Source organism: Blautia sp. LMAG:89 (assembly GCF_008679485.1).
GTDB lineage: Bacteria > Bacillota > Clostridia > Lachnospirales > Lachnospiraceae > Blautia_A > Blautia_A fusiformis.
This window is the reverse complement of the sequence record NZ_NANC01000007.1, coordinates 189428-215413: the sequence shown is the minus strand read 5'-3', so window position 1 is coordinate 215413 and position 25986 is coordinate 189428. Positions and strand designations below refer to the sequence as shown.

Here is a 25986-nt window from a genome sequence, read left to right as displayed (position 1 = left end):
TGTGCATGGGATCTGTGGTGTGTGGAGTCTTTTGAGGGTGAATCGGAAAAGTTAAAGTCCTCTGTGGTACTGCGGATGGATGAGGGGATTTACAGGGTTTAAAGGAAAGGGAAAATGATCATGAAAGAAAAAGTACAACTGACAAAACTGGCTCCAAACTGTGGCTGTGCGGCTAAGGTAGGACCGGGGACTCTGGCGGGAGTTCTTGGCGGGCTGCCAAAGTTCTGTGATCCGGATCTTCTGGTTGGAACGGACACTTCGGATGATGCTGCAGTTTACCGGGTGAGTGATGATCTGGCGCTGATCCAGACACTGGATTTTTTTACTCCGGTAGCAGATGATCCTTATGATTTCGGGCAGATCGCGGCGGCCAATGCGTTGAGTGATGTATATGCTATGGGTGGAACTCCGAGGACGGCTTTGAATATTGTGGCGTTTCCGAAGGATATGGATGTGGAAATCCTCGGAGAGATCCTGCGTGGTGGTGCAGATAAGGTGATGGAGGCTGGTGCGGTTCTTGCCGGTGGCCATACTATCCAGGATGATACACCAAAGTATGGGCTCAGTGTGACGGGTTTTGTAGATCCGAGGAAGTTCTGGAAGAATTTTGGAGCGCAGACCGGAGATAAGCTGATCCTGACGAAAGCGCTGGGTGCGGGGATCGTGAATACGGCGATCAAGGCGGATCTGGTGACGGAAGGTGCACGTAAGGCGGTTTTGGCTTCCATGAAGAAACTGAACCGGGACGCCTGTGAGGTTTTTAAAGAGTTTGAGGTTCATGCCTGTACGGATGTGACGGGGTTTGGTCTTGGGGGACATGCTACGGAGATGGCTGTGGCCAGTGACCGGACGGTTGTGATCGATACGGAGAAGCTGCCGGTGCTTCCGGATGTGAAGGAGTTTGCTTCTATGGGATTGATTCCGGGTGGGGCTTACAGGAACCGGGAGTTTGCTGAGAAAACCGGAGTGAAAAGTGTGGCAGAGCTCTGGCGGGAGGATCTGGTGTTTGATCCGCAGACTTCTGGGGGATTGCTGGCGGCGGTTCCGGAAAGGGATGTGCCGGAGATCATGAAGCGGCTGGATGCGGCTGGTTTGCAGGCTGGGGTGATCGGTGAGGTTGTGGATCGGCAGGAGTGGACGTTGGTGCTCCGGTAAGAAATTAATTTACAAACAAATGTTTGGACGATAACGTCAGAGTGGATGGTTGCGTAGGGGGGGATACTGCTGGGGAAAGTGGTGGAAGCAGAATGATGGACGCCTGGGGGAGAGGATATCGGTCCGGGCAGGGACTCCGTCGGGGGATACTACTAGGACTCCGTGAGTCGGCTAAAAGCATTGCGGCAGGGCCAGAACTCGCCGTTGGCTCAGACAGCTGACCCTGCCGCAATAACGCCGACTCCCGCAGCCCAAGTAGTTATCACCCCTCCTCCGCAGCAGCCCAAACCGATATCCTCTCCCCCAGGCTGGTGCATCCAGCTGGCAGGAAAAATATAAAATGTGCGGAGAGTATGGTTGTGGGATGCAGAACAGGAAAATTACTGTTTACTGGTAATATTCCGCGAGGTGTTTTTTGTGAGCGAAGGTCACAGAAAACCCGAGCCATACTGCGCGAATTTATGTGATTAGCATAAATTCTGTGCATCGCGAAGCGTGTTATTGAGAATGGAGTGAACAGTAATTCAGGAAATATAAGCTCTGTATTTTTTTATATATTGTTTGCCTGAGAGATAAAAGCGTGGTATCATCATATGGGCGGAAATTGAGAAGACATAAAGAAAGAATATGAAAAATGTGACGGGAAAGGAAGAATTATGGAGAAACACAAACATGAGAGAAGTACATTTTCCGGGAAGATCGGATTTGTGCTGTCTGCAGCCGGTGCTTCAGTAGGGCTTGGGAATATATGGAGATTCCCTTATCTGGCGGCAAAGTACGGCGGTGGAATTTTTTTACTGATCTATATCATTCTGGCATTGACCTTCGGATATTCTATGATCGTGGCAGAGACAGCTCTGGGACGTATGACAAAGAAAAGTCCGGTAGGTGCGTTTGGAACTTTTGGTAAATCAAAGTGGCTGTCTTTTGGCGGTTGGATCAATGCGATCATACCGGTTCTGATCGTGCCGTATTATTCCGTGATCGGTGGCTGGGTAATTAAGTACCTGGTGGAGTATGTAAAGGGAAGCAGTCAGACTCTTGCTGAAGACGGATATTTTTCTGCTTTTATAGCGGATGGATTTTCTACAGAAACCTGTTTCCTGTTTTTTACACTGCTTACGCTAGTGATCATTTATGCAGGTGTGCAGAATGGCGTGGAACGAGTTTCCAAAGTAATGATGCCGATACTGGTATTCTTGTCTGTTGTCATTGTCGTTTATTCGGTAACAAGACCAGGAGCACTGGAGGGCGTGAAATGTTTTCTGATACCAAATATCAAAAACTTTTCCTGGATGACAGTGGTTGCGGCAATGGGACAGATGTTTTATTCTCTGTCGATCGCAATGGGTATTCTGGTAACTTTTGGTTCTTATATGAAAAAGGATGTATCTATTGAAGGGTCTACACAAAATGTAGAAATTTTTGACACAGCGATCGCAATGATGGCAGGTCTGATGATCATTCCGGCTGTGTTTGCATTTTCCGGTGGAGATCCGGATACGTTACAGGCGGGACCGGCACTGATGTTTATTACGATTCCGAAGGTATTCGCAAGCATGGGATTTGGAACTCTGGTTGGAATCCTGTTTTTTATACTGGTTCTCTGTGCAGCTCTGACCAGTTCTATTGCACTGACTGAGAGTGCAGTATCTACTTTTCAGGATGAACTGAAATGGGGGCGCAAGAAGGCGACAGTATTTGTCGGAATTATCATGGTTGTTCTCGGAAGTCTTTCTTCTCTTGGCTATGGTCCTCTGGCGTGTGTTAAGATCATTGGAATGCAGTTCCTTGATTTCTTTGATTTCCTGACGAACTCTGTCATGATGCCGATCGCAGCGATTGCTACCTGTCTTCTGATATCCAGAGTAGTTGGTACAAAGAAGATTGAAGAGGAAGTACTGCAGGAAGGTGGTACTTTCCGCAGAAAAAGAATCTTTAATTTTATGATCCAGTATCTTTGCCCAATCTTTGCGGCGATCATTCTTTTCAGTTCTGTGGCAAATGCATTTGGATGGATTTCCATGTAAAAGACATAGGAGACCAAGAAAATTCTAACTTTACAAGTCTATACACCTGTGTTAAAATAGCAGGTGCGCAGCCAGGCCAGGTGATCGCGGCTGGACAGACGAAAGGGTCCAGACGAGGAAAGTCCGGGCTTCACAGGGCAGGATGCCGGATAACGTCCGGTGGAGGTAACTCCCAGACCAGTGCAACAGAAATAAACCGCCCCGTTTTGCGGGGTAAGGGTGGAAAGGCAGTGTAAGAGACTACCGCCGCTGTGGTAACAGAGCGGGCACATGTAAACTCCATTCGAAGCAAGACCGAGAAGAAAGCCATACGGCGGCCCGTCGTGCTTTCAGGTAGGTCGCTTGAGCCTTCTGGCAACGGAAGGCCTAGATAGATGATCACCCAACGACATAACCCGGCTTATCGGTCTGACTGTGTATGATAATAAGCACATAATAAAAGCAACTGTATTTTGCAGATATGTTCTGTAAAATATCAGTTGCTTTTTTGTAAAAAACTTTTCTATGAAAACACAGCGCCCGGTCCCCGCTTCGATATTCAGGCCTTCGCAGGAGCCGTACGCGTCCGTTTGTTAATAATTCCCGCAGGAATCCCTGAATCCCTATTTATTCCGTTTACCTCGATATTTCTCCTCGCAATACTTACACCGGTAAACCTCATTCTCTTCATCTGCAAGAACAAAAATCTGATCCAGTCCCTGCTCGATGGAAGTAATGCAGCGAGGATTCTTGCATTTGATCACGTTCACAACCTGCTTCGGCAGCTTCAGCTCTTTCTTTGCAACGATCTTTTCGTCCTTGATGATATTTACGGTAATATTATGATCGATAAAACCAAGGATATCCAGATCCAGATCCTCGATGGGGCATTCAACCTTGATGATATCCTTTTTTCCCATTTTCTGGCTGCGGGCATTTTTGATGATAGCAACCGTACAGTCCAGCTTATCCAGCTTCAGGTCATGATAGATCGTCATTGCCTTGCCGGCTTTGATATGATCCAGAACATAACCCTCACGAAGAGCACCTACGTTTAACATGGCAGTTCCACCTCCAGTAATGTAAGAATCAGGGCCATACGGACATACACACCATACTGGACCTGTTTGAAATAAGCGGCACGTGGATCAGAATCCACTTCAACAGAAATCTCGTTAACACGTGGGAGTGGGTGGAGGACATACATATCCTTCGGTGCAAGCTCCATTTTCTGTTTGTCCAGAACATAGAAATCTTTCATGCGGACATAATCCTCTTCGTTGAAGAAACGTTCCTTCTGAACACGGGTCATGTACAGGATATCCAGATCCGGAAGTGCATCCTCCAGACGTTCCTCCTCGACAAACTCGACATTGTTGCGTTTCAGAACATCCTCACGGATATAGCTTGGAATACGAAGCTCCTCCGGAGAGATCAGAACAAATTTCACATTTTCATAACGGACCAGAGCCTCGATCAGAGAGTGAACGGTACGGCCGAATTTCAGGTCACCGCAGAGGCCGATGGTAATATTGTCAAGTCTGCCCTTCAGGGAGCGGATAGTTAAAAGATCGGTTAATGTCTGGGTAGGATGCTGGTGTCCGCCATCACCGGCATTGATCACCGGAATATTGGATGACATAGAAGCTACAAGCGGAGCACCCTCTTTCGGATGACGCATAGCACAGATATCTGCATAACAGGAAACAACGCGAATAGTATCAGCGACGCTTTCGCCTTTGGATGCGGAGCTGGAATCAGCAGAAGAAAAACCGAGAACCTTTCCTCCAAGATTCATCATGGCTGCTTCGAAACTTAAACGTGTACGTGTACTTGGTTCGTAAAACAATGTCGCAAGCCTTTTATCATCACAGGTATGCGCATACTTTTTTGGATTTTTCCCGATGTCGTCGGCGAGATTCAGAAGCTTATCAAGCTCTTCAACCGAGAAATCCAATGGACTCATTAAATGTCTCATGTTGTACCTCCAATTATTTACTGGAAATAAGATTCCTTCCAGTTATCATATAATATAACTGTGAGATTTTCAAGAGACTTTCCGAGGATTTTGTCGAAGAAGCCATTCGAAAAAGAGACCGGTAAAAAACCACAGAGGAGCATAGTCCAGCCGGATCACTCCTTTATACTGAAGCGGAACATGAGAATAATCCCAGGGACAGATGTGAAGCTTCTGAAAAAAAGATCCACTTAAAAATTCCACGAAAAAAATCCCGCAGCTGTAAATGATCCCCCGTACCATAACCGGAAAGCGGGCAAGCTTGTAGTAAGCCGGACGGATCAGTGCTGCAAGTCCGTAAATAGGGAACATCAGAAGAGAGGTTTTGCCCATCATAGTAAAATGTCCGGTGACAAGAGAGTGCAGTCCTGTCCATAAGATCTCCAGACACCAGCCTGTAAAACCACACAGAAAAAAATCCTTCTTTTGCATTTTAAAGCTCCTTCTCATCAGCAGAAATCCTGCGCTTTCCGGAAAAATGTCAGTTTAACTGAATTAAGAAAGTCCCCTGCGGGGCTGCGAATATCCGCCTGGACTTTAAATATATTTAACGTGGAAAAGCGTCTTTAATAGCCTTCCCTGCCTTGAAAAAAATATACACGTGGGTTATAATGAACAAAATTATTACTGCAAAGTGAAAAAGCAGTAATGGATCATCAACACATGCGGAAGGAGAAAACAGACGATGAATTATGAAGAAAGTCGTGCCTACATCAGAGCTGCGGAATTGAAAAAGGGAATTGTTCTGGGACTGGAAAATATGAGAGAACTGATGAGGCGGCTTGGAGATCCCCAGGATGAACTGAAGTATGTTCATGTAGCGGGAACTAACGGAAAGGGTTCTGTGATCGCATATCTGTATTCCGCTTTATCAGGTGCAGGTTACCGGGTCGGAAGATATATTTCCCCGGCGGTCTATTCCTACAGAGAGAGGATGGAGGTTAACGGAGAACCTGTCAGCAGAGAGAAATTTGCAGCATATGTGACAAGGATCGCGGAGGTGATCGATGAGATCGTAAAAGAGGGAAAACCGCATCCGTCAGTATTTGAAATTGAAACTGCAGCCGCATTTCTTTATTTTCGGGATGAGAAATGCGATCTGGTATTAATGGAAGTTGGTATGGGCGGGGATCTGGATGCCACCAACATTATAAGTACTACAGTTCTTTCCATTCTGGTATCCATCAGTATGGATCATACGGCATTTCTTGGAAATGCCCTGGGCGAGATAGCAGAAAAAAAGGCCGGCATCATTAAACCGAACAGTCATATGGTAACTGTAAAGCAGCAGCCGGAGGCAGAGGCAGTCATACGAAGAATATGCTCAGAACAGAATGTGCCATACGAGGCAGCAGACCAGGACAGCGCAGAGGTACTGGAAGCATCCATAACCGGCCAGACCTTTCTTTATAAAGGAGAAAAATATACAATATCCTTGGCAGGTGCCTATCAGAAGGAAAATGCGGTGGCAGCGCTCCGAGCACTGGAAATCCTGAATGAACAGGGATATCCCACAACACTGGTCCAGAGACAGGATGGATTGAAACGTACCACCTGGCCGGGAAGATTTGCACTTCTCGGGACAGAACCGGATTTTGTGGTTGATGGAGCTCATAACCCTGCAGCGGCAGACATGCTGGCTGCATCCATTGAACGGTATTTTAAGGGAAAAAGGATCATCTACATCATGGGAATGTTCCGTGACAAGGATTACCGCAAGGTCATCCGGAAAACAGAAAAATACGCAGATACCATCCTGACGATTGCGGCACCGGATAACCCCAGGGCTCTGACCCCGCAGGAGCTGGCAGATGCGGTGCGGGAATTTCATTCTGATGTAAGGCCCTTTGACAACATCGAAGCCGCAGTAGCAGAGGCCTATCAGCTGGCAGGAAAAGAGGATGTGATCATTGCTTTTGGTTCCCTGGCGTTCCTGGGGGATCTTACAGAAATTATCAGGAAACATAACGGAGGAAACCAATGACAGATTTGGAAAGATATAGAGACGAGATCGATGAGATCGACAGTGAGATCGTACGTCTCTTTGAAAAACGAATGAAGGTGAGTGAGGAAGTCGCTGAATATAAAATAAAAACCGGTAAGCAGGTACTGGATCCGGCACGTGAGAGCCAGAAGATCCATACGCTGAAAAACAAGGCCCACGGGGACTTTAACAGCCTCGGCGTGCAGGAGCTTTTCCGTCAGATCATGGCCATCAGCCGTAAGAGACAGTACCAGCTGTTGACAGAGCATGGGATTTACGGAGAGCGCAATTTCAAAACTGTGAAGCATGTTCCCCTTGAAAACGCAACGGTTGTGTTCCAGGGTGTAGAGGGAGCCTACAGCTATGCGGCTATGCGGCAGTACTTTGGGAAAAATATCGAAAGCTACCATGTAAAAACATGGAGGACAGCTATGGAGGATGTAACCCATGGCAAGGCCGATTATGCGGTACTTCCTATTGAGAATTCTACTGCAGGTATCGTGGCTGATATCTATGACCTTCTTATGGAGTACAAGCTGTATATCGTAGGCGAGCAGATCATCCGTGTGGATCATGTGCTTCTGGGCATGCCGGATGCACAGATAGGGGATATCAGGGAAGTCTGCTCTCATCCTCAGGGGCTTGCCCAGTGCAAGGCATTTCTGGAGGAAAACCCTTCCTGGAAAAAGAAGGAAGTGGAAAACACCGCAGGCGCGGCCAAAAAGGTCAGTGAGGTGGGGGACAAAGGCGTGGCAGCTATCGCAAGCCGTGAGGCTGGTGAGGTATTCGGTCTGAAGGTCCTTGCAGAAAATATCTGCAGAGAAAAAGCAAACTCTACACGTTTTATTATTGTAAGCAGGAAACCGGAATACGAGGAAAAGGCCGGGAAGATCAGCATCTGTTTTGAGCTGCCTCATGAAAGCGGAACTCTTTACAACATGCTTTCCCATATTATCTACAACGGACTGAATATGACCAAAATTGAATCCCGTCCGATTCCGGGAAAATCCTGGGAATACCGTTTTTTCGTGGATTTCACAGGGAAACTTGGCGAAAGCGCTGTGGAGAATGCGTTAAGAGGAATCGAGGCAGAGGCGAATGTTCTCCGTGTTCTTGGAAATTATTAAGATACAGAGGAGTTAAATTATTATGTTGGCAAGAATTCAGGAATGTGTCCTTTACCGTGGATTTACAAACGGTGAGATACTGGACGATATGACAGAACTTATTAATCTTTATGAAGCAGATGAAGAAGCACTCAAGGCAAGAGAAGACCAGTTTTTCAAAAGTGTCAACGGGCTGGTGGAGCTGGCAGGAATGTACGGTTTTTCCGGAAATATCTGGCATACATATCTTACCTTCCTTCTGGTAAATCATGAGAACGCTTTCAGTATGGCAAGCGAGATACGAGGAGCGATCAAGGGCAGTATTAACGACCTGGCAAAAAATGATTTCCAGATTTTCAAGGAATTGTATGATTTTGACATCACGGTCTTTGATAAAGTGTTCGGAACTGTATGCTGCAGGGTGATCTGTGATTACCAGACACCGGATGAGAACAGCAAGCTCTTTAATACCAGGATCCGTGACCGTATCTGTCAGATGAGCAAAACCCTGGCAGCAGCCACCACAACCGAAGAATTTATGGATGATATGGTATCCTTCTATAAAGATTTCGGTGTTGGCAAGCTTGGTCTCCATAAGGCATTCCGTATCGGCCACGATGAGGAGGGAAAGGTGGAGATCCAGCCTATCACAAGGATCGCACATGTGAAGATCGATGATCTGGTAGGATATGAGATCGCCAAGAAAAAGCTCATTGATAATACAGAGGCATTTGTACAGGGGAGAAAGGCGAACAACTGTCTGCTCTTTGGTGATGCGGGAACCGGTAAATCTTCCAGTATCAAGGGAATCCTGAACCAGTATTATGATCAGGGACTTCGTATCATTGAGGCCTATAAGCATCAGTTCCAGGATCTTAATGAAGTCATCGCCCAGATCAAAAACCGTAACTATCGTTTTATCATTTATATGGATGATCTTTCCTTTGAGGAATTTGAGATTGAATATAAATACCTGAAAGCAGTGATCGAGGGCGGTCTTGAGAAAAAACCGGACAATGTCCTGATCTATGCCACAAGCAACCGGCGTAATCTTGTCCGTGAGCGTGCCACAGATAAGCTGGAGATCGCAGATGACAATGATCTGCATTCCTCCGATACCGTGCAGGAGAAGCTTTCCCTGGTATATCGTTTTGGCGTCCGTATCTACTTTGGCAAACCGGACAAAAAACAGTTCCAGGAGATCGTCCGTACACTGGCTGCCCGTTATGGAGTTACCATGCCGGAGGAGGAACTGCTTCTGAAAGCCAACCAGTGGGAGATCTCTCACGGCGGACTGACCGGACGTGCAGCGCAGCAGTTTATTGATTACATTGTGGGAACAGAGGAAGAAAAAAAGAAATAGTTTACCTGTGTATTGGGGGAAAGGATGAAAAACTATGGCGGTGACAACCTTTGCAGCAATTGATATAGGCTCCTATGAAGTCAGTATGAAGATCTTTGAAATGTCAAAGCGGATCGGCTTCCGGGAGATCAATGATGTCCGTTACCAGCTGGAGCTGGGCCGTGGAACTTATGCTGCAGGACGGCTAGAGATGGAGACTGTGGATGAGCTCTGCGAGACCCTTAATGATTTTAAACGCATGATGGCTGAATTTGGGGTAGAAAGCTGGCGTGCGTGTGCAACAAGCTCTCTCCGTGAGCTGGAAAATCCGGTGATCATCCTGGAGCAGATCTATCAGAGAACTGGTATCCGGGTAGAGATCCTGAGTAATGCGGAACAGCATTTTCTGGGATATAAATCCATTGCTGCCATTGAATCCGGCTTCAAAAAGGCTATTCAGAAGGGTACGGCGATCCTGGATATCGGAGGAGGAAATCTGCAGATCTCTCTCTTTGATAAAGATGCTCTGGTGCTGACCCAGAGTATCCGTATGGGAAGTCTTCGTATCCGCGAACGTCTGAAAGAACTGGAGAAAACAACTCCACATTATGACCGGCTGATAGAGGAATTTATCCGAAATGATCTGATAAGCTTTCAACGTCTTTATCTTAAGGACAAGGAAATCTCCAATCTGATCCTGATGGGAGATTTTCTCACAGATACGATCTTTCAGGACAGATCCGGAGAGAATATCATTACAAAGGAGGAATTCCTGAAGAAATACGAGACCATTGTAAACATGTCCGATCATGACCTTGCCGAATCCATGGAGCTGGAACCGGAATATGCGTCTCTGATCGTGCCGAACATGGTTATCATTCGAAACTTTATAGAAATCTTTCAGGCAGAAGCACTCTGGATCCCGGGTGTTTCTCTTCTGGACGGGATTGCCTATGACCATGCGGAAAAAAATAAATATCTGAAAAGTGTACATAATTTTGAAAATGATATCCTGGTGGCATCCAGGAACATTGCCAAAAGGTATTCCAGCGGAAAGAACCACATTGCAGGAACTACCGATGTGGCACTGGATATTTTTGACAGTACAAGGAAGATCCACGGCATGGGAAAACGTGAACGGCTTCTTCTGCAGATCGCAGTTCTTCTTCATGACTGCGGAAAATATATCAGTATGAGTGAGGTGGCAGAATGCTCTTACCGGATCATCATGGCTACGGAGATCATAGGTCTTTCCACAGAGGAGCGGCAGGTGATCGCTAGTGCGGTGAGGTACAATACCAGAGAATTCGGCTGCTACAAAGAGATCAACCGTGAAACATCCATGAGCAGGGAAAATTATCTCCTGACTGCGAAGCTGACCGCGATTCTCCGCCTGGCCAATGCTATGGACAGAAGCCATTACCAGAAGGTAAAAGCGCTTAATGTAACCTTAAAAGACAGGATTCTTTACCTGGTGGTGGATTCCGCAAGGGATGTTTCTCTGGAGCTGGGGCTTCTGAAAGATAAAAAAGAATTTTTTGAAGAGGTGTTTGGAATCCGGCTTGTAATGAGACGGAAGGGAAGAAGATAACGGAGGAGGTTTTTGTATGAAATTTAAGGAATTTGACAAACCGGAATATTTTGTAAACAGAGAACTGAGCTGGATCAAATTTGATGATCGTGTGCTCAGTGAAGCCAGAGACAAAAATCTACCTCTGTTTGAGAGACTGAAATTTTTGAGTATCACCTCATCCAATCTGGATGAATTTTATATGGTCCGTGTTGCATCCCTGAAGGATCAGGTTCATGCAGGGTACAAAAAAACAGATATTGCAGGAATGACAGCCAAGGAACAGCTGAAAGCCATCAGCCGGCAGACACATGATCTTGTTCACGTACAGTACAGTACATTAAACCGGTCTCTGGTCCCTGCACTTGAAAAAGCAGGACTTCATGTGATCTTTGAGCACGAGGCATTTTCCGAGAAGCAGAAAGAATTTGTGGATCAGTATTTTGAAGATAATGTATATCCGGTCCTGACACCAATGGCAATGGATTCTTCCAGACCGTTTCCTCTGATCCGTAATAAAACGTTGAATATCGGAGCACTTCTTTCCAAAAAAGATACCAAAAAAGGAAAAGAAGAGATTGATTTTGCCACTGTACAGGTGCCTTCTGTACTTCCGAGAGTAGTGATCATTCCATCTGAGAAAAAAGGCCATACAACCGTAACACTTCTGGAACAGATCATTGAGCGCAACATCGACAAGCTGTTCTTGAGCTATGATGTGATCTGTGCCCATCCGTACAGGATCATGCGTAATGCGGATCTTCCTATTGACGAGGATGAGGCAGAGGATCTTCTGGTTGAGATCCAGAAACAGCTGAAAAAACGCCAGTGGGGAGAGGTGATCCGCCTGGAAGTGGAAGATAAGATGGATCCGCGGCTTCTGGATATTCTGAAAATGGAGTTTCAGGTTCATGGAGATGATATCTTTTTTATCAACGGACCGCTGGATCTGACCATGCTGATGAAGGTTTATGGTATTGACGGATACGATCAGTTCAAGGAACCGAAATACAAACCGGCAGCAGTGCCTGCATTTCAGAATGATAAAGATATTTTTCAGGTGATCAGGGAGGGTGATGTGTTCCTGCATCATCCGTATATGAGCTTTGATCCGGTGGTGAATTTCGTGCGTCAGGCGGCAAAGGACCCGGATGTACTGGCAATCAAGCAGACCCTGTATCGCGTCAGCGGCAATTCACCCATCATCGCGGCACTTGCTCAAGCCGCAGAAAACGGCAAGCAGGTTTCTGTTCTTGTAGAGCTGAAAGCGCGTTTTGATGAGGAAAACAATATCGTCTGGGCAAAAATGCTGGAAAAGGCAGGCTGTCATGTGATCTATGGTCTGGTGGGCCTGAAAACACACAGTAAGATCACTCTTGTTGTGAGAAGAGAAGAAAACGGGATCCGCAGATATGTGCATCTGGCAACCGGAAACTATAACGATTCCACAGCCAAGCTTTATACAGACTGCGGTATCTTTACCTGTGACGAACGGTTTGGAGAGGATGCAACTGCAGTGTTCAACATGCTTTCCGGATATTCCGAGCCGAAGCGCTGGAATCGCCTGATCGTTGCACCGATCTGGATGAAGGACCGTTTTGTAAAAATGATCGAAAGAGAAGCGGAGCATGCGAAAAAGGGAGAAGAGGCTCACATTGCGGCAAAGATGAATTCTCTGTGTGACCCTGAGATTATTGCAGCGCTGTATTATGCTTCTTCCTGTGGTGTCAGGATCGATCTTCTGATCCGCGGCATCTGCTGCCTGAAGGTGGGCATTCCGGGTATCAGCGAAAATATCCACGTGCGTTCGATCGTCGGTAATTTCCTGGAGCACAGCCGTATTTTCTATTTCCGCAATGGCGGTTCCGATGAAATTTATATGGGAAGTGCGGACTGGATGCCACGTAACCTTGACCGTCGTGTGGAGATTGTTTTTCCTGTGGAAGATGAGCGGATCAAGGAAGAGATCATGCATGTGCTGGATCTGGAATTCCGTGACAATGTAAAAGCACATATCCTGCAGCCCTCCGGTTTGTATGAGAAGCAGGACAAACGTGGCAAAACGTTGATAAATTCCCAGATGGAATTCTGCAGGGAGGCGACCGAGCGGGCCAAGGCAGCAAAAAAGGAGAAAAAAGAAAAGAAGAGAGTCTTCGTACCGGCTGAACCGGCGGAGGATATTATAAAATAGTAAAAGAAAAGGACAGCATGTCATATCGATTTATGATATAGCTGTCCTTAAATAATGTTCTCAAAGATTATCCATATTACGTCAATACTGTATGATGTTCAGAAAACCTGACAGCATGCGGACGTTTCTAATAACACTTCTTGCAGGCTTTATACCCTGCAGCTTCAGCCTGGGAGCGTGTCATTTCTGTGGCATTATCCGGATTCATATTTCCACAGTTAGGGATCCGGTGGTACTTGCTTCCGGTAGCGGAGATCCAGACCATATCACCCACTGGCTCCGGATCGGCCTGCACTCCGGTCTGAGGATCTGCAGCAGCCGAATCAGAAGATCCATAGCCGGACGCACCGGAATCCTTATAAGCGGAGGAAGGCTGTGTGCCGGTATCCGATTCATCTCCAGCAGAATAATCATTACAGGGACTCTGGTTCCACTGGATATTGCTTCCGTCGCTGACTGCGATCACCGTACCCTGCTCATCAGTACGAAATACCTGTATTCCCATATCCGCAAGCTTATCCATGGTATCCTTATGAGGATGTCCGTAGGAATTACCGGCGCCGCAGCTGATCACTGCATATTCCGGAACAGTCTTCTGGAGCAGATCCCAGGTGGTGGCAGTGGCAGAACCGTGATGTCCCGGAACGATCACATCGCAGGAAAGATCAAGTCCCAGATCACAGATCGCTTCCTCCCCTGCGGATTCTGCATCCCCAGTAAAAAGAAAATGGTTATTTCCGTTTTCCAGCCGGATCGCAACAGAATTGTCGTTATCGTTGCTGCTGATCGATTGAGGAGAAAGAACCGTAAATTTCCCGCCTCCGAAAGCAAAATCCGTTCCGGGTTCCGGATGCTGCACAGTTAATCCCTGAGAGGCAACACTGTTTTCAAAAGATTGATAGATCTTTGTATCCTGTACATAATCTGCACCGATCACATTTTTTACGGAAAAGCTGTCCATGCATCCTACAAGACCAGCCACATGGTCCTCGTCATAATGGGAGGAGATCATATAGTCAATGATGGAAATATTCTGTTTCTGCAGATAGGAAACCACGAAACTGGAATGTCCTCGGTCACCGCCGTCATACAAGAGATTCTGCCCCTGTGACTGGACCAGGATCGAAAGCCCCTGCCCTACATCCAGAAAGTGTACAGCCATTGTTGTGTCAGCAGAAGCAGCCTCGGCTGTGTAAGCAGCAGAGGGAACTCCTGCGACTGTTAGCAGAACAAGCAGCAGAGAAAGAAAAAATGTCTGCAGCTTTCTGCGAAAAGAATGTTTGTGATGCATGAGAAGTCACCCCTTATCTTAAGTATTTTCAGGGGAAATTATAAAACAGAAGAGAAAGAAATGCAAAATAATATATGTGAAAATACAGAAAACAGATAAACAGGAAGAACGAAATTTTTATATGCAATGTTCAGAGCAACGTTTGATAGCGATAACAGGAAAAAGTGAAGTATAACAATCACAAAAAAAGCAGTCAGAATAAAAATCCTAACTGCTTTTAGTTGATAGCCAGTACGGGAATCGAACCCGTGTTTCCGCCGTGAGAGGGCGGCGTCTTAACCCCTTGACCAACTGGCCATATTCATTTGTGTCGTTTGCTCTTGATTTCTGTTGTTTCCCGCAACCGACTTCGTTAGTATATAATACTTTCTTACAAAATGCAAGCACTTTTTTTCTTTTTTTGAAAAAAAATTTCACCCTGTTTTTTGACAATTTTTTTGACGGAAAAATCGATTGATGATATGATAGATACAAAACGAAATGGAATAAAAAAATATAAAGAGGAAGAGTATGGATTACAGAAAAAAGAAAAATTTGATATGGAAGGGAGAATCCTTTCTTTTTGTTGTGGTGCTGCTGGTTTTTGGCGCGATCTTTGCGGCGATCCACACAGGGGGACTGATCCAGAAGCAGGACAGTGTACAGCTTCTTAACAAAGGATGGTACTACATAAAAGACGGAAAAAAACAGGAGATCACCCTGCCTGCGGAAATTCCGGCAAAAACAGGTGAAAAACTGATCCTGTACAATGAAAGTCTGGGAGCGGAAAGCAGAGGAATGACCGTGGTTTCTACAGGAGCCCAGTACGATCTGGTGATACGCCTGAATGGAAAGATCCTGTATGAATATAAGGAGGCTATGTTTTCCAAAAATGTGCAGATGCGTTCCAAGGTGCAGTGCATCGCCGCTCTGGGTAATGACACAGAGGGAAAAGTCCTGACGTTCAGCTATTCTGCGCCTCAGAGAGGAAAATATGTTATAGAGCCGGTATGCATAGGAACCGGAAGTGCAATAGCCTGGTATCAGATCAGAAAAGCAGCCATTCCTTTAGGGGCGGCAACGATCATGATCGTATTAAGTATGATCGCCCTGTGCATCTGCATCTATATGAGAATAAGGCAGATGCCGGACAGACGGTTCCGGGATGTGGCACTGTTCCTTATGATGTGCAGTATCTGGCTGGTGACGGACTCATCACTGGCACAAAGCTACAGCAGATGCCCCGAAGTATTATGTCTCATTTCTTTTTATATGTTCATGCTGCTGGCAGTTCCGATGCTGCGTTTTTTGCAGAATATCGGAAACATGAAAAAATACAGGCTCCTGGATCTTGGAATCTTTACATTTTATCTGAATGCTGTTTTACAGGGAGTTCTGGTGATCCTGGGAGCCTTTGAATTTAAGGATATGCTGTTTGTAACACATATCCTGCTGGTTGTGTGGGTCCTGATATCAGCGGTACTTCTGATCCGGGAGTACCGGAAGCATAAACAGCGTGAGATACATCTGCTTCTCATTGCATATATCATCGTGGGAGCAAGCGGTATCATAGCGCTGATCCTGTACTGGCTGTTCGAGATTTCCTACTATGGATCCATTTTTGAATTGGGAAATCTTGTGTTTCTTGTGCTGGTCATTGCAGACGCAGTCATGATGATGGCAGACAACGTCCGTTACCGTCTGGAATCCCAGGCTTACGAACGACTGTCCAGAGAGGATGGGATGACAGGACTTGAGACGAGAGCCAATTTTGAGAAAAAACTGGAAAGTATTTCTGCAGATATGGGCAGATACCGGGATATCCTTCTTATGTATATCGATATCGATCAGCTTCGCGTGATCAACGAAGAATACGGACGGGCTGCAGGAGACGAGATGGTGGTGATCTCGGCCAGATGTGTGGAGAACGTTTTCCGGGAAAAAGGAACCTGCTACCGCATCGGCGGGGATGAATTTGCGGTTCTGGTCTATGATCCGGAAGTACCGGACGAATTCTGGCCGGAACGCCTGAAAGAAGAACTCCGGAATATCGGGAGAGGATGCAGATATCGTTTTTCGTTGTCCCTGGGATGCAGCCATCTGCGAAATAAGGATGGCTCTCTGAAATCCATGGGAGAATGGAAATATGAGGCAGACAGGAAGCTTTATGAGAACAAAAAGAAGGGGGATTTGAAAAATGGAGTATATTAACTGTTTTCAGATCACATCCCTTGTTCTGGTGACGATGATCGCGATACATTATTTTTCTCATAAAAGACTGAACAATGCGGAAAACAGGAGTTTTGTATGTTTTCTGGCTTTCAGCGGCGTTTACGTGCTGCTGGATATGCTGAGTGCGGTGATCGCGGGAGGCGGCAGCAGCGAAGGCTGCAGAATGTCAGCGCTGGTCCTGACGCTCTATTATTTCTGTGATGTCATACTTACCTACGGGCTTTTTTGCTACATTCGGATCATCACCGGAAGACAGAAGGAGAAGTATAAATGTCTGAAAACCGGCTGGGTGGTCCTGCCGGCTGCAATGCTGCTGGCAGTTACAGCAAACTTACGGACGGGATGGCTTTTTTATTTTGACCAGGAAGGTAGATTTATCCGGGGAAGTTTTCATTTTCTGCTCTATGGATATGTATTCTTTTTTATGCTGGTGATCGTTGCATTTATGTTACTTTATGGAAAAACAGCAGAAAAAGAAATACGGCGCACCATATGGAGATTTTGGTTTATCGAAGCAGCCTGCCTGTTTCTCCAGATTGCCGCGGAAAGAATACTGCTTACCGGCTTCGGACTTTCTGTAGGACTTTGGCTGATCTATCTTACTATGAACAATCCAGGTGAATATACGGACAGTATGACAGGTTTATTTGACAAACAGTATTTTGACAAATGGATCGGAGAAAAGCTCTATCGAAAAGAAAGCTTTCATCTGCTTGCTGTGGATGCCCGCAATATGAAGCAGATCAACCGGATCTACGGTACCAGAGTGGGAGATCAGCTGCTGATCCGGGCGGCGAAGGGATTTCGGGAGATCACGGATTCAGTGCAGATCTTTCGTATCACAGGCAATTGCTTTCTGGCAGTGCTGGACTCGCTGACAGATTATGAAAAAGCCAGGGACGGAATAGAAGAATTTCTGAAAAAGCCGTTTTTTATCGAAAACGAAAAGGTGTCGTTCCATGCTGCGATCTGCGGGATCATGAATGCGGAAAAACTGGAAAAAGAGGATAGTATTCTTTCTTATATCGAATATATGATATCTCTGATACAGAACCGGCAGGATACGGTCCTGATCCAGTCGGACAGCAAGATCCTGGAGGGCTTCCGCTATGAGCAGGAAGTGGAGCATTTTCTTCAGAAAGCGGTGAAAGAGGATCTGTTCGAGGTATATTATCAGCCGGTATATTCCATAAAAAACAAGGATTTTATTACTCTGGAGGCACTGAGCCGGCTGAAACATCCTGTTCTGGGAATGATTCCGCCGGATGTGTTTATCGGGATCGCGGAAAAACAGGGAATGATCTCTGCAGTGGGATGTCTTCAGCTTCACAAGGTCTGCCGTTTTATAAAAGAACATGAATATATCATGAAGAAGATCCGGAATGTGAAATTCAATCTTTCTCCTTCCGAACTGATGAAACCCGGATACAGCCATGTGCTTATCGGGATCATACAGGAGTATGGATTAGATCCGGGATATTTTCAGTTTGAGATCACGGAAAACGTGGCAACCGAATACAGCGAAAGCTTCTGCACAGCCATTGATGATTTTGCAGAAGTGGGGATCCACATGTGCCTGGATGATTTCGGTTCCGGTTATGCAAATCTGAACGCAGTTCTTCGCATTCCGTTTTCAGCGGTAAAAATGGACCGTTCTCTTTTGTCCGGGATCAGCAGCGATCCTCAGACGGCTACCTTTTATCGCAGCATTGTCATGATCCTGCAGCATATGGGATATAAGGTGATCGCAGAAGGCGCTGAGACCGAAAAGGAGGTAAAGCTTCTGGAAAAATGGGGTGTGGATATGATACAGGGATATTATTTTTCCAGGCCCCTGTGCGAGGAGAAGCTTCTGGAAAAAATTTCCTGAAATGATCAGAAACAGGCGGAAAACATGCTTTCATAAAAAGCAGGGTTTTCCGCCTGTTGTATTCAGACAGACACAAATTGCTTGAAGTTTACAGATACTTTTGATAGAATAGATAGGCTGTGGCGGCTGAAGAAAGCGATTTTTTGGAAGATCGGTTCCTTGAACTGCCACGCGTATCTTTTGGAAAAATTGCAGAAAAAAGATGATCATGTGGACTTTACAAGTACATATATTTTGAGTATAATACAAACAAATGTTCGAATATAAAAAGAAAGGAATCAGTGGAATGGCAAAAAAAGACACTTATGATGCGGGCAGTATCTCTGTCCTGGAGGGCCTCGAGGCCGTGCGAAAGCGCCCCGGTATGTACATCGGAAGCGTATCCAGAAAGGGACTGAACCATCTGATATATGAGATCGTAGACAATGCGGTGGATGAGCACCTTGCAGGGTACTGCAGCCGTATCCATGTAGTTCTTGAGAAGGACGGTTCCTGTACAGTAGAGGATAATGGACGAGGAATCCCGGTGGATATGCATGCCAAGGGAATATCTGCGGAGCGTCTTGTTTTTACAACCCTTCATGCAGGTGGTAAGTTTGACAATTCCGCATATAAGACAAGCGGCGGACTTCATGGTGTAGGTTCTTCCGTAGTGAACGCATTATCTACGTATCTGGATATTAAGATCAGCCGTGATGGCTATATACATCATGACCACTATGAGAGAGGAATCCCTACCGTTGAACTGGAAGCAGGATTGCTCCCCAAATTAGGGAAGACCAGAGGTACCGGAACCTGTGTGAATTTCCTTCCGGATCCGGAGATTTTTGAGAAAACAAGATTCGGAGCAGCGGATGTAAAGAGCCGTCTCCATGAGACTGCCTATCTGAATCCGGAGCTTACCATCCATTTTGAGGATCGAAGAGGGGACACTCCTGAGGATATCGAGTATCATGAGCCGGAGGGGATCGTAGGCTTTATCCGTGACCTTAACAAGAATGCACAGCCTCTCCATGATCCGGTTTATTTTAAAGGAGAGGCAGACGGGATCCAGGTGGAAGTTGCTTTTCAGTTTACCAATGAGTTCCGTGAGAACGTTCTCGGATTCTGCAATAATATCTACAATGCAGAGGGAGGAACTCATCTGACCGGATTTAAGACTACCTTCACAACGGTAATGAACACCTACGCACGTGAGATCGGTGTACTGAAGGATAAAGACCCCAATTTTACAGGTGCAGATATCCGAAACGGAATGACCGCTGTAGTCTCCATCAAGCATCCGGCACCCCGCTTTGAGGGACAGACCAAGACCAAGCTGGATAACCAGGACGCATCCAGAGCCACTGGCAAGGTAGCAGGAGAACAGCTGGTACTGTTTTTTGATCGAAATCTGGAAACACTGAAGATCGTCCTTTCCTGTGCGGAAAAGGCGGCCAAGATCCGTAAGACCGAGGAGCGTGCCAAGACAAACCTTCTCACCAAACAGAAATACTCTTTTGATTCCAACGGCAAGCTGGCCAACTGTGAGAAGAAGGATCCGTCACTGTGTGAGATCTTTATCGTAGAGGGAGATTCCGCCGGCGGTTCGGCCAAGACAGCCAGAGACCGTAACTATCAGGCAATCCTTCCGATTCGCGGTAAGATCCTCAACGTAGAGAAGGCTACCATCGACAAGGTGCTGGCCAACGCAGAGATCAAGACTATGATCAATGCCTTTGGCTGCGGCTTTTCCGAAGGCTACGGAAATGATTTTGATATCACGAAGCTTCGTTATGACAAGATCGTGATCATGGCCGATGCGGATGTGGATGGTGCTCATATCTCTACTCTGCTTCTGACCTTGTTTTACCGTTTTATGCCGGAGCTTATCTATGAGGGACATGTGTATATTGCCATGCCACCTCTTTATAAGGTAATGCCGAAAAAGGGGCAGGAGGAATATCTCTACGATGACAAGGCTCTTGAGAAATACCGTAAGAGCCATAAACCGGGAAGCTTCACACTCCAGAGATACAAAGGTCTCGGTGAGATGGACGCCCAGCAGCTCTGGGAGACTACCCTGAACCCTGAGACAAGAATGATGAAGCGTGTGGAGATCGAAGATGCCCGCATGGCCTCCGATGTGACAGAGATCCTGATGGGAAGCGATGTTCCGCCACGTAAGGCCTTTATCTATGAGCATGCAACAGATGCAGAGCTGGATATTTGATTGGGAGAATAAACTATGAATACGAAACAGGACAATATCATCCGCACCGATTATGCGGAGATCATGCAGAAATCATATATCGATTACGCCATGAGCGTTATCATTTCCAGAGCACTGCCGGATGTACGTGACGGACTGAAGCCGGTACAGCGCCGTACCCTTTACGATATGTATGAGCTTGGCATCCGCTACGACCGCCCGTACCGTAAATGTGCCCGTATCGTAGGAGATACCATGGGTAAATATCATCCCCACGGTGACAGCTCCATTTATGATGCGCTTGTAGTCATGGCGCAGGAATTTAAAAAGGGCCGTACACTGGTGGACGGACATGGAAACTTTGGTTCCATCGAGGGAGACGGAGCCGCAGCCATGCGATACACAGAGGCCCGTCTGGAGAAGCTGACCCAGGAGGTTTTTCTGGAAGACCTTGATAAGAACGTTGTGGACTTTATGCCGAACTTTGATGAAACAGAGAAGGAGCCGGTAGTACTTCCGGTGCGTATTCCAAACCTCCTTGTAAACGGAGCAGACGGAATCGCCGTTGGTATGGCTACCAGCATCCCGCCGCATAACCTGGGCGAAGTGGTGGATGCTGTGAAGGCATACATGAAGAATAATGATATCAGCACCCGTGGGCTGATGCGTTATCTCAAGGGCCCGGATTTTCCGACAGGTGGTATCGTAGTAAATAAGGACGACCTTGTAAAGATCTATGAATCCGGAACAGGTAAGCTCCGTATCCGTGGACGGGTGGAAATAGAGAAGCTGAAGGGCGGTCGCCAGCAGCTGGTGATCACAGAGATTCCTTACACCATGATCGGTGCAAACATCGGAAAATTCCTTAATGATATCGCAACCCTGGTAGAGACCAAGAAGACCACAGATATCGTGGATATTTCCAACCAGTCTTCCAAGGAGGGAATCCGTATCGTTCTGGAACTGAAGCGCGATGCAGACGTGGAGAACCTTACCAACATGCTCTATAAGAAGACCCGACTGGAGGATACCTTCGGTGTCAACATGCTGGCAGTTGCAGACGGAAGACCGGAAACACTGGGACTGAAGCAGATCATTGCTCACCATGTGGACTTTGTATTTGAAGTAAATTCCAGAAAATATACAACCCTTCTTGCCAAGGAACAGGAGAAACGGGAGATCCAGGAAGGCCTTATCAAAGCCTGCGATGTCATTGATCTGATCATCGAGATCCTCCGTGGCAGCAAGAGCCGTGACCAGGTAAAGAAATGTCTGACCGACGGTATCACAGAAGGGATTAAATTCAAGACCAAGACATCCGAAAAGGCGGCAAAATCCTTGAAATTCACAGAAAAACAGGCCGCAGCTATCCTGGACATGCGTCTTTACAAGCTGATCGGTCTGGAGATCGATGCTCTGATGAAGGAGCATGAGGAAACCATGAAGAACATTGCTGCTTATGAGGATATCCTGAATAATTATGACTCCATGGCAGCAGTGATCATGGGTGAACTGGATCAGATCAAGAAGGAATACGGCAGTAAGCGTAAGACTTCCATTGAAAACGCAGAGGAAGCTGTTTATGAGGAGAAGAAGATGGAAGAGACCGAAGTCTGCTTCCTGATGGATCGTTTCGGATATATGCGTCTCATTGACAAGAATGCCTACGAGCGTAATAAGGATGCCGCTCATGCAGAGAGCCGCTATGTCTTTACCTGCATGAATACGGACAAGATCTGTATCTTTACAGATACCGGCAAGCTCCACACCGTGAAGGCAGAGGATATCCCGCTGGTACGTTTCCGTGATAAAGGTGTTCCGGCAGATAATCTGGGTAATTATGATAGTACTTCCGAGCAGATCCTTTATGTGGCACCGCTGAGTCAGGTAGCAGCCGCCACGGTACTCTTTGTTACAGAGAACGGCATGTGCAAGCTGGTAAAAGGAGATGAGTTCCGTGCTTCCAAGCGTACCATTGTTTCCACCAAGCTTGCAGAGGATGACCGCCTTGTATTCGTAGGAGCAGCGGACGAGATGGATCAGGTTGTGTTCCAGTCTGAGAAAGGTTACTTCCTCCGTATCATGAAAACCGATATCTCCGTCACCAAGAAAAACGCCATGGGCGTCCGCGGCATGAAGCTTACCGGTGAAGACCGGATCCACCATGCGTATCTTTTGGAAAGCAGGCAGGAGTATGCCATTACCTACCACGACAAACCATATGTACTTAACAAAGTCAAACTCGCCAAGCGAGACACCAAAGGTGTGAAGCCGAGAATCTGATCACCACCCCGCCATCCATCTCACAGCCTACGGTGTGGCTGGAACTGACCATTCGTGAGATGCACGCTCATTCCCGGTTTGACGGGCAGATATGAGGGGAAGGCTCTCCTCCCTGAAATACGTAGACAAAGGTCAGCTCTACGAAGCCACCATCCTCAAGTCCCTGAAAAAAGACACCACCCGCCGCACTGTAGTCCTGGTATCCCACAGAGTCTCCACTATGAATGTGGTGTATGAGATGGAGAATGGGAGATTATCATAAGAGATGGCGCTTTGGATACATTGATATAGATGAACTAAAGCAGTATAATATATAACTTGTAGTGAGGGTACGGTGTTGTAAATGGAAGAGAAGAAGATGAATTATATTGCACATTGTGATGGTGAACGTGAACAAAGTATATTAGAGCATTTGCAGGGAACGGCAGAAAAAGCAAAAGATTTTGCAGAAGTTTTTGAAAAAGGAGATTGGGGATATTGCTGTGGAATGCTGCATGATATCGGAAAATATAGCGATAAATTTCAACGTCGGATCCGTGGAGAAGAAATAAAAGTGGATCATGCAACAGCAGGAGCAAGAGTTTGCATGGAATTGGGTGGGATGTATCCGTTTTTGGAGATGTGTATTGCGGGACATCATGCTGGCTTATCCGATTATGGCGTCAGCACAGATACAGGAAATTCATCTACTACACTTGGAAGAAGAAAGAAGAAAATAGAAGATTTTTATGCATACAAAAAAGAAGTGAAGATTCCAGAGTTAAAAACATCACCAGTTAATGTAGAGAAAACGAAGGATTTAAATTTTTCTTTAAGTATGTTTACGAGAATGATGTATTCTTGTCTTGTCGATGCCGATTTTCTTGATACAGAAGAATTTATGACAGAAGAAAGATCGGGACGACAGCAGGGGCAAGAGATACAGGTGCTTCTGGATAAACTGGAAAAATATATAACAGAGTGGCTGAAAAATACAGAAACAGAAAGTGTAAATGGCAGAAGAACAGAGATTTTAAAAGCTTGCCTGGAAAACGGAGAGAGAGAAAAAGGCCTTTTTCGGCTGACGGTTCCGACTGGTGGAGGTAAAACGGTTGCATCGCTTGCATTTGCATTAAGGCATGCAGTTAAGCATCACATGAAACGTATTATTTATGTGATACCTTATACCAGTATTATCGAACAAAATGCAGCAGTTTTTCGAAGGATATTAGGAGATGAAAATGTTCTGGAAAATCATTGCAACATAGATTATGAGGAAGCAGAAGAACTGAAACCTATGCAGCTTGCTTCTGAAAACTGGGATAAACCAGTAGTAGTTACAACGAATGTACAATTTTTTGAATCCTTGTTTTCAAATAAATCTTCAAAATGCAGAAAATTACATAATATGGCAAATAGTGTGATCATATTTGATGAAGCACAGATGTTGCCAAATGACTATTTGAAACCCTGTCTGACAGCAATTGAAGAACTGGTGATAAATTATAAGGTGAGTGCAGTATTATGTACAGCTACACAACCGGCATTGGATGCTTTTTTTTGCAATATAAAGCAGATTACTGAGCTTTGTCCAAGGACAGAGGAACAGTTTGAGTTTTTTAAAAGAGTTCACTTTGAAAACGATGGAAAATTGTCAGAAGAAGACGTGGAAGAATGTCTGTTAAGAGAAACACAGGCATTATGCATTGTGAATACAAAAAAGAAAGCTCAAAAAATTTATAATGCTATGAGAGAAGATGGCGTTTATCATTTATCTACGAGCATGTATCCAAAACATAGAAAGCGTATGTTAAAGCAGATAAAAGAACGATTGAGAGAAGGGAAAAAGTGCATTGTAATTTCAACAAGTCTGGTAGAGGCAGGAGTAGATCTTGATTTTTATACAGTATACAGACAGCTTTCAGGAATAGATTCTATCATTCAGGCGGCAGGAAGGTGTAATCGTGAGGGAAAACGGACGATAGAAGAAAGCAAAGTGGTGATTTTTCAGTTTGATGATGCTGAAAAAGTTCCAGGGCAGAGACAGCAGATGGATGTTTCGAAAGCGCTGCTTGCGAATGAATGTAAAATTGAAGATATGCAGACTGTAACAAGATACTTTGAAATGCTTTATCATATGCGAGGTGAAAGTTTGGATAAAAAGAAAATCTGCGAAGAGTTTAATGGGGGATGGCATCATTTTGCTACAGTGGAAAGAGAGTTTAAACTGATAGATGAAAACACGGTAACCGTTTTTGTAAATCAGGAAGAAGATGCTCAGGAAGTGATACAGGATCTGAAAAATAAAGGTTTTACAAAATCCGGAATGAGACGGGCTGTACAATATTGTGTGAATTTGTATAAACAGGAATTTGAGAAATATAATGATGCGGGGATGCTGAAGCTGGTTTCGGAAGATATAAAGGATTTCTATGAACTGACAGATTTAGAACAATATTCAGAGGAGACAGGACTGAATCTTGAGGTTGACTGTGGCATGGCAGTTTGGTTGTGAAAATATGTAGATTAGAGCAGGGAGATTAAGGTGGAAAAACCTTAATCTCCCTGTTCTAATTCTACACGGTTACATTTAAAATTATTATTTCAATCCACAGGAACCATTTTAATCGAATCAAGCAAGTCGCCTGCCTTCATAGGCATTAAAATGTTTTCTGACATACTATAAATATAATATATAAATAGAAAGAATTCAATAAATTTAAATGTAAATAATTTAGGGGCAGGTATTGTATATTTTGGATGAGTGTAGTATATTTAAGATGACGA

General features: G+C 45.6%; 17 protein-coding genes, 1 tRNA gene and 1 other RNA gene. 13 read left to right on the top strand and 6 right to left on the bottom strand.

Annotated elements, in window-relative coordinates; all coding sequences use genetic code 11:
• Positions 1 to 120: 120 nt before the first annotated feature.
• The 3 genes from selD (at position 121) to rnpB (ending at position 3604) form a co-directional block, all read left to right on the top strand.
• Entirely contained in the window at positions 121 to 1155 is a 1035-nt protein-coding gene (gene selD, locus CCC70_RS10735) for a selenide, water dikinase SelD (RefSeq protein WP_330577187.1), read from the top strand.
• 656 nt (positions 1156 to 1811) lie between these two features.
• The gene (locus CCC70_RS10730) at positions 1812 to 3185 is read left to right on the top strand and encodes a sodium-dependent transporter (protein ID WP_287084823.1); all 1374 of its coding nucleotides are present in this window, start codon (positions 1812 to 1814) and stop codon (positions 3183 to 3185) included.
• Between the two features lie 68 nt (positions 3186 to 3253).
• An RNA gene (gene rnpB, locus CCC70_RS10725) (RNase P RNA component class A) lies at positions 3254 to 3604 on the top strand.
• Between the two features lie 183 nt (positions 3605 to 3787).
• On the opposite strand, the gene CCC70_RS10720 is transcribed toward rnpB, so the two are convergent.
• The 3 genes from CCC70_RS10720 to CCC70_RS10710 all read right to left on the bottom strand — a co-directional run bounded on the left by CCC70_RS10720 (position 3788) and on the right by CCC70_RS10710 (position 5613).
• A complete protein-coding gene (locus tag CCC70_RS10720; RefSeq protein ID WP_015525765.1) occupies positions 3788 to 4225 on the bottom strand; it encodes an aspartate carbamoyltransferase regulatory subunit in 438 nt (145 codons plus the stop codon).
• A complete protein-coding gene (gene pyrB, locus CCC70_RS10715) occupies positions 4219 to 5142 on the bottom strand; it encodes an aspartate carbamoyltransferase (protein WP_022426605.1) in 924 nt (307 codons plus the stop codon). The genes CCC70_RS10720 and pyrB overlap by 7 nt, the downstream gene beginning before the upstream one ends.
• A gap of 69 nt (positions 5143 to 5211) precedes the next feature.
• Complete coding sequence (locus tag CCC70_RS10710; protein WP_044960605.1) at positions 5212 to 5613, bottom strand: putative ABC transporter permease; 402 nt, start codon at positions 5611 to 5613, stop codon at positions 5212 to 5214.
• Positions 5614 to 5866: 253 nt separating this feature from the next.
• On the opposite strand from CCC70_RS10710, the gene CCC70_RS10705 reads away from it, so the two are divergent.
• From CCC70_RS10705 to CCC70_RS10685, 5 genes are read left to right on the top strand one after another with little or no spacing between them, the layout of a single operon-like run.
• Positions 5867 to 7165: a bifunctional folylpolyglutamate synthase/dihydrofolate synthase gene (locus CCC70_RS10705; RefSeq protein WP_287084820.1), complete on the top strand. Its 1299-nt coding sequence runs from the start codon at positions 5867 to 5869 to the stop codon at positions 7163 to 7165.
• A complete protein-coding gene (gene pheA, locus CCC70_RS10700) occupies positions 7162 to 8292 on the top strand; it encodes a prephenate dehydratase (protein WP_287084818.1) in 1131 nt (376 codons plus the stop codon). Before CCC70_RS10705 ends, pheA begins: the two co-directional genes overlap by 4 nt.
• 25 nt (positions 8293 to 8317) lie before the next feature.
• Positions 8318 to 9634 (top strand): ATP-binding protein, encoded by a 1317-nt coding sequence (locus tag CCC70_RS10695; RefSeq protein WP_287084849.1) that lies wholly within the window; start codon positions 8318 to 8320, stop codon positions 9632 to 9634.
• Between the two features lie 34 nt (positions 9635 to 9668).
• A complete protein-coding gene (locus CCC70_RS10690) occupies positions 9669 to 11204 on the top strand; it encodes a Ppx/GppA phosphatase family protein (protein WP_161209011.1) in 1536 nt (511 codons plus the stop codon).
• A 16-nt stretch (positions 11205 to 11220) separates the two neighbouring features.
• Entirely contained in the window at positions 11221 to 13374 is a 2154-nt protein-coding gene (locus tag CCC70_RS10685) for an RNA degradosome polyphosphate kinase (RefSeq protein ID WP_059085223.1), read from the top strand.
• Positions 13375 to 13501: 127 nt separating this feature from the next.
• Here the strand turns inward: CCC70_RS10685 and CCC70_RS10680 are convergent, their stop codons facing one another.
• Positions 13502 to 14665, bottom strand: coding sequence for a ComEC/Rec2 family competence protein (locus CCC70_RS10680; RefSeq protein WP_287084816.1), 1164 nt, complete (start codon positions 14663 to 14665; stop codon positions 13502 to 13504).
• 225 nt (positions 14666 to 14890) lie between these two features.
• A tRNA-Glu gene (locus CCC70_RS10675) sits at positions 14891 to 14962 on the bottom strand.
• 213 nt (positions 14963 to 15175) lie between these two features.
• On the opposite strand from CCC70_RS10675, the gene CCC70_RS10670 reads away from it, so the two are divergent.
• From CCC70_RS10670 to CCC70_RS10655, 4 genes are all read left to right on the top strand, one after another.
• Positions 15176 to 16855 carry a GGDEF domain-containing protein gene (locus tag CCC70_RS10670; protein ID WP_287084814.1) on the top strand — a complete coding sequence of 560 codons (1680 nt, stop codon included), beginning with the start codon at positions 15176 to 15178 and terminating at the stop codon, positions 16853 to 16855.
• Positions 16842 to 18746 carry an EAL domain-containing protein gene (locus tag CCC70_RS10665; RefSeq protein ID WP_287084813.1) on the top strand — a complete coding sequence of 635 codons (1905 nt, stop codon included), beginning with the start codon at positions 16842 to 16844 and terminating at the stop codon, positions 18744 to 18746. Before CCC70_RS10670 ends, CCC70_RS10665 begins: the two co-directional genes overlap by 14 nt.
• 286 nt (positions 18747 to 19032) lie before the next feature.
• On the top strand, positions 19033 to 20958 hold the full coding sequence (locus CCC70_RS10660; protein ID WP_287084812.1) for a DNA gyrase/topoisomerase IV subunit B: 1926 nt from the start codon (positions 19033 to 19035) through the stop codon (positions 20956 to 20958).
• 15 nt (positions 20959 to 20973) lie between these two features.
• On the top strand, positions 20974 to 23220 hold the full coding sequence (locus CCC70_RS10655; RefSeq protein WP_287084811.1) for a DNA gyrase/topoisomerase IV subunit A: 2247 nt from the start codon (positions 20974 to 20976) through the stop codon (positions 23218 to 23220).
• A gap of 67 nt (positions 23221 to 23287) precedes the next feature.
• On the opposite strand, the gene CCC70_RS10650 is transcribed toward CCC70_RS10655, so the two are convergent.
• Complete coding sequence (locus tag CCC70_RS10650) at positions 23288 to 23428, bottom strand: hypothetical protein (protein ID WP_173733046.1); 141 nt, start codon at positions 23426 to 23428, stop codon at positions 23288 to 23290.
• A gap of 150 nt (positions 23429 to 23578) precedes the next feature.
• Here CCC70_RS10650 and CCC70_RS10645 point away from each other — a divergent pair, with 150 nt between their 5' ends.
• Positions 23579 to 25714, top strand: a complete 2136-nt coding sequence (locus tag CCC70_RS10645; protein WP_059085252.1) for a CRISPR-associated helicase/endonuclease Cas3 — start codon at positions 23579 to 23581, stop codon at positions 25712 to 25714.
• Positions 25715 to 25986: the final 272 nt, after the last annotated feature.

What these genes read in the sequence shown, in the direction of transcription:
- selD (WP_330577187.1), top strand. Translation starts at nt 121, where the DNA reads ATGAAAGAAAAAGTACAACTGACAAAACTGGCTCCAAACTGTGGCTGT.
- CCC70_RS10730 (WP_287084823.1), top strand. Translation starts at nt 1,812, where the DNA reads ATGGAGAAACACAAACATGAGAGAAGTACATTTTCCGGGAAGATCGGA.
- CCC70_RS10720 (WP_015525765.1), bottom strand. Translation starts at nt 4,225, where the DNA reads ATGTTAAACGTAGGTGCTCTTCGTGAGGGTTATGTTCTGGATCATATC.
- pyrB (WP_022426605.1), bottom strand. Translation starts at nt 5,142, where the DNA reads ATGAGACATTTAATGAGTCCATTGGATTTCTCGGTTGAAGAGCTTGAT.
- CCC70_RS10710 (WP_044960605.1), bottom strand. Translation starts at nt 5,613, where the DNA reads ATGCAAAAGAAGGATTTTTTTCTGTGTGGTTTTACAGGCTGGTGTCTG.
- CCC70_RS10705 (WP_287084820.1), top strand. Translation starts at nt 5,867, where the DNA reads ATGAATTATGAAGAAAGTCGTGCCTACATCAGAGCTGCGGAATTGAAA.
- pheA (WP_287084818.1), top strand. Translation starts at nt 7,162, where the DNA reads ATGACAGATTTGGAAAGATATAGAGACGAGATCGATGAGATCGACAGT.
- CCC70_RS10690 (WP_161209011.1), top strand. Translation starts at nt 9,669, where the DNA reads ATGGCGGTGACAACCTTTGCAGCAATTGATATAGGCTCCTATGAAGTC.
- CCC70_RS10685 (WP_059085223.1), top strand. Translation starts at nt 11,221, where the DNA reads ATGAAATTTAAGGAATTTGACAAACCGGAATATTTTGTAAACAGAGAA.
- CCC70_RS10680 (WP_287084816.1), bottom strand. Translation starts at nt 14,665, where the DNA reads ATGCATCACAAACATTCTTTTCGCAGAAAGCTGCAGACATTTTTTCTT.
- CCC70_RS10670 (WP_287084814.1), top strand. Translation starts at nt 15,176, where the DNA reads ATGGATTACAGAAAAAAGAAAAATTTGATATGGAAGGGAGAATCCTTT.
- CCC70_RS10665 (WP_287084813.1), top strand. Translation starts at nt 16,842, where the DNA reads ATGGAGTATATTAACTGTTTTCAGATCACATCCCTTGTTCTGGTGACG.
- CCC70_RS10660 (WP_287084812.1), top strand. Translation starts at nt 19,033, where the DNA reads ATGGCAAAAAAAGACACTTATGATGCGGGCAGTATCTCTGTCCTGGAG.
- CCC70_RS10655 (WP_287084811.1), top strand. Translation starts at nt 20,974, where the DNA reads ATGAATACGAAACAGGACAATATCATCCGCACCGATTATGCGGAGATC.
- CCC70_RS10645 (WP_059085252.1), top strand. Translation starts at nt 23,579, where the DNA reads ATGAATTATATTGCACATTGTGATGGTGAACGTGAACAAAGTATATTA.